The sequence below is a fragment of the Streptomyces sp. AC550_RSS872 genome, from assembly GCF_019049285.1.
In the GTDB taxonomy this organism is placed as follows: Bacteria; Actinomycetota; Actinomycetes; order Streptomycetales; family Streptomycetaceae; genus Streptomyces.
Window position 1 is genome coordinate 57,019 of the sequence record NZ_JAGMUL010000097.1, and the last position, 2,855, is coordinate 59,873.

The 2,855-nt window shown below is 73.8% G+C and carries 2 protein-coding genes; both read left to right on the top strand.

What is annotated here, in order from left to right; translation table 11 throughout:
* The coding region (locus KUM44_RS45975) for a phosphopantetheine-binding protein (RefSeq protein ID WP_254390388.1) at positions 1 to 829 on the top strand (829 nt) is incomplete at its 5' end.
* An 87-nt stretch (positions 830 to 916) separates the two neighbouring features.
* On the top strand, positions 917 to 2,855 hold a 1,939-nt coding region (locus KUM44_RS45980), incomplete at its 3' end, for a type I polyketide synthase (protein ID WP_254390389.1).

The following is a 2,855-nucleotide window of genomic DNA, read 5'->3' on the forward strand; positions in this document are numbered from 1 at the left end:
TCACCGCCGCGCCCACGGCCACCCCGCCACCAGCCTCGCCTGGGGCTTCTGGAACACCCGCAGCACCATGACCGCCCACCTCACCGACGATGAGGTGCAGCGGATGGAGCGGGCCGGGATGCGGCCGCTGGACGACGAGGAGGGGCTCGCCCTGTTCGACCTGGCCTGCGGGGCGGACGTACCGCTACAGGTGGTCACCCGGATCACCGGGGCGGCGCTGCGGGCCGGCGCGGACCAGGTGCCGCATCTCTTCCGGGGGCTGGCGCAGGGCGGCAGCGCACGGCGGGTGGTGCGGGCCGGCGACGACGGCTCCGAGCTGCGGACCCGGCTGACCGGGCTGCCCCCGGCCGAACAGCACCGTCGTCTGCTGGACCTGGTGCGTTCCCACGCCGCGGTGGTGCTGGGGCACTCCTCGGCGGCCTCGGTCGCGGCGGAGCAGTCCTTCAGCGAGCTCGGGTTCGACTCGCTGACCGCCGTGGAGTTCCGCAACCGGCTGGGCGCCGCCACCGGGCTGCGGCTGCCGGCCACGCTCGTCTTCGAGCACCCCACGCCGACCGCGCTCGCCGCGGAACTGCTCACCGAGCTCGCCCCGGCCGGCCTGTCCGGCGTCGAGGCCGCGCTCGCCGAGGTGGACGCCCTGGAGGCGGCCCTCGGGGCGATCGACGCGGGCGACGGCGACCGCGACCGGGTCGTGCGCCGGCTGCGCGGGCTGCTGGCGAAGTGGAGCACGCGGGACGACGAACCGTCCGCCGGTGACGACCTCGCCGACCTCGACGCCGCGACCACCGACGACCTCTTCGACGCGATCGACCAGGGCTTCGGCCTCTGACCGGGCCCGGCCCGGCCTCGGGGGCCGGGCCCGGCAGCCGACCGTCCAGGAGCGACGGGAACACACCACCAAGGAGCTGGGAACGACATGTCCGACGACGAGAAGTACCGCGCCTACTTGCAGCGCGCCGTCACCGAGGCACGGGGGCTCCAGCGCCGGCTGCGTGAGGTCGAGGACAGGGCACACGAGCCGATCGCGATCGTCGGCATGGCCTGCCGGTTCCCGGGCGGGGCGGACACACCGGAAGACGTGTGGCGCATGGTGTCCGAGGGTGTGGACGCGATCGCCGGCTTCCCCGACGACCGCGGCTGGGACCTGGACGGGCTGTACCGCACCGACGCCGTGGAGTCCGGCGCGTCCACCACGCTGGAGGGCGGTTTCCTGCGCGGCGCGGGCGACTTCGACGGGGACTTCTTCGGTATCTCCCCGCGCGAGGCGATCGCCACCGACCCGCAGCAGCGCCTCCTCCTTGAGACGTCCTGGGAGGCGCTGGAGCGCGCCGGTCTCGACCCGCGTTCCCTGCGCGGCAGCGCCACCGGCGTGTACTTCGGCGGCACCGGCGGGGACTTCGCCGGTCTGCTGGCCGCGTCACCGCAGGCGCTGGACGGCTACATGCTGACCGGCACCTCCAGCAGCGTGCTCTCCGGCCGGGTGGCGTACGTACTGGGCCTGGAGGGGCCCGCGGTCACCGTGGACACGGCGTGCTCGTCGTCGCTGGTGTCCCTGCACCTGGCCGTGCAGGCGCTGCGCAAGGACGAGATCTCGCTTGCCCTGGCCGGCGGGGTCTCGGTGCTGGCGACACCGGGCGCCTTCCCGGAGTTCTCCCGCCAGGGCGGGCTGGCCTCCGACGGACGCTGCAAGGCGTTCTCCTCGGACGCCGACGGCACGGGCTGGGGCGAGGGCGTCGGCGTGCTCGTCGTCCAGCGGCTCTCCGACGCCCAGCGCTCGGGGCGCCCGGTGCTGGCCGTGATCCGGGAGACCGGCATCAACCAGGACGGCGCCAGCAACGGCCTCACCGCCCCCAGCGGACCGGCCCAGCGGCGTCTCATCCTGCGCACCCTGGACAACGCCGGCCTGGCCACCGCGGATGTCGACCTGGTGGAGGCGCACGGCACGGGGACCAAGCTCGGCGACCCGATCGAGGCACGGGCGCTGCTGGCGACATACGGTCAGGACCGCCCCGCCGACCAGCCGTTGTGGCTGGGCTCCATCAAGTCCAACATCGGCCACACCCAGTACGCGGCCGGCGTCAGCGGCGTCATCAAGACGGTCATGGCGCTGCGGCACGGCATCATGCCGAAGACCCTGCACGTGGACGAGCCGACACCGCACGTGGACTGGTCCTCGGGCGCGGTACGGCTGCTGACCGAGAACCGCGACTGGCCACGGGCCGACCGGCCCCGACGGGCCGCCGTGTCCTCCTTCGGCGTCAGCGGCACCAACGCCCATCTGATCCTGGAGGAGGCCCCGCCGGCCGAACCCACGGAGGACGAAACCGTCTCCGCTCCCCTGCCGCTGACTCCGTGGGTGGTCTCCGGGCGGAGCGAGGCGGCGCTGCGTGCGCAGGCGGGGCGGTTGCTGGAACGGGTGGTCGAGCGGCCTGAGCTGAGCCCGGTGGATGTGGGCTTCTCGTTGGCGGGGACGCGGTCGGCGTTCGAGCAGCGGGCGGTCGTGCTGGGTGGTGACCGGGACGCGTTGGTGGCCGGGTTGCGGTCGTTGGCCGAGGGTGCGCCGGGCGCGGGTGTGGTGACCGGGCGGGCCGTCGACGGCGGCGTGGTGTTCGTGTTCCCGGGTCAGGGGTCGCAGTGGGTCGGTATGGGGCGTGAGTTGTGGGACGCCTCGCCCGTGTTCGGCGCGCGGATGGAGGAGTGCGGCGAGGCTCTGAGCCCGTATGTGGACTGGTCGCTCAGGGATGTGGTGTTCCGGGGCGCGGATGATCCGTTGTGGGGCCGGGTCGATGTGGTGCAGCCGGTGCTGTGGGCGGTGATGGTGTCGCTGGCCGCGTTGTGGCGGTCGTTCGGTGTGG